General features: G+C 44.0%; 2 tRNA genes and 1 rRNA gene. All 3 read right to left on the bottom strand.

What is annotated here, in order from left to right:
* Positions 1-164: 164 nt before the first annotated feature.
* Positions 165-240 (bottom strand) — tRNA-Ala (locus AAA071_RS09495).
* Positions 241-250: 10 nt separating this feature from the next.
* A tRNA-Ile gene (locus AAA071_RS09490) sits at positions 251-327 on the bottom strand.
* A 123-nt stretch (positions 328-450) separates the two neighbouring features.
* Positions 451-520, bottom strand: a 16S ribosomal RNA gene (locus AAA071_RS09485); the annotation flags it as partial.

Genomic DNA, 520 nt, shown 5'->3' with positions numbered 1-520 from the left:
TTCATGTACGTCACCATTAAGTCAGAGAATTATTTCCTATGTGCTCGGGTCAACCTACTTAGAAATTCTAAGAGATGACCTTACAAATATATAATAATTATCTTCTATGCAGTTTTCAAAGAACAAACAATTAGTATATCACAGACTCGCTGTCAAATACTAAATGGTGGAGACGAGGAGATTCGAACTCCTGACCCCCTGCTTGCAAGGCAGGTGCTCTCCCAACTGAGCTACGCCCCCATGTATTAAATGGTGGGCCTAGGTGGACTCGAACCACCGACCTCACGCTTATCAGGCGTGCGCTCTAACCAGCTGAGCTATAGGCCCATTTAATATAATGAGAAATTATTATCTTGTAGATAACAGATCTCTCAAAACCGAACAATGTTAGGTGCCAAAGTGTCGACCTAAGTGACATCCAAGCTCTTGGCTTGGTGTATGTCTCCCTAGAAAGGAGGTGATCCAGCCGCACCTTCCGATACGGCTACCTTGTTACGACTTCACCCCAATCATCGACTTT

It is taken from the genome of Veillonella parvula, assembly GCF_040097785.1.
In the GTDB taxonomy this organism is placed as follows: Bacteria; Bacillota; Negativicutes; order Veillonellales; family Veillonellaceae; genus Veillonella; species Veillonella parvula_D.
The sequence above is the reverse complement of the archived record's forward strand: the minus strand, read 5'-3'. Positions and strand labels throughout refer to the sequence as shown.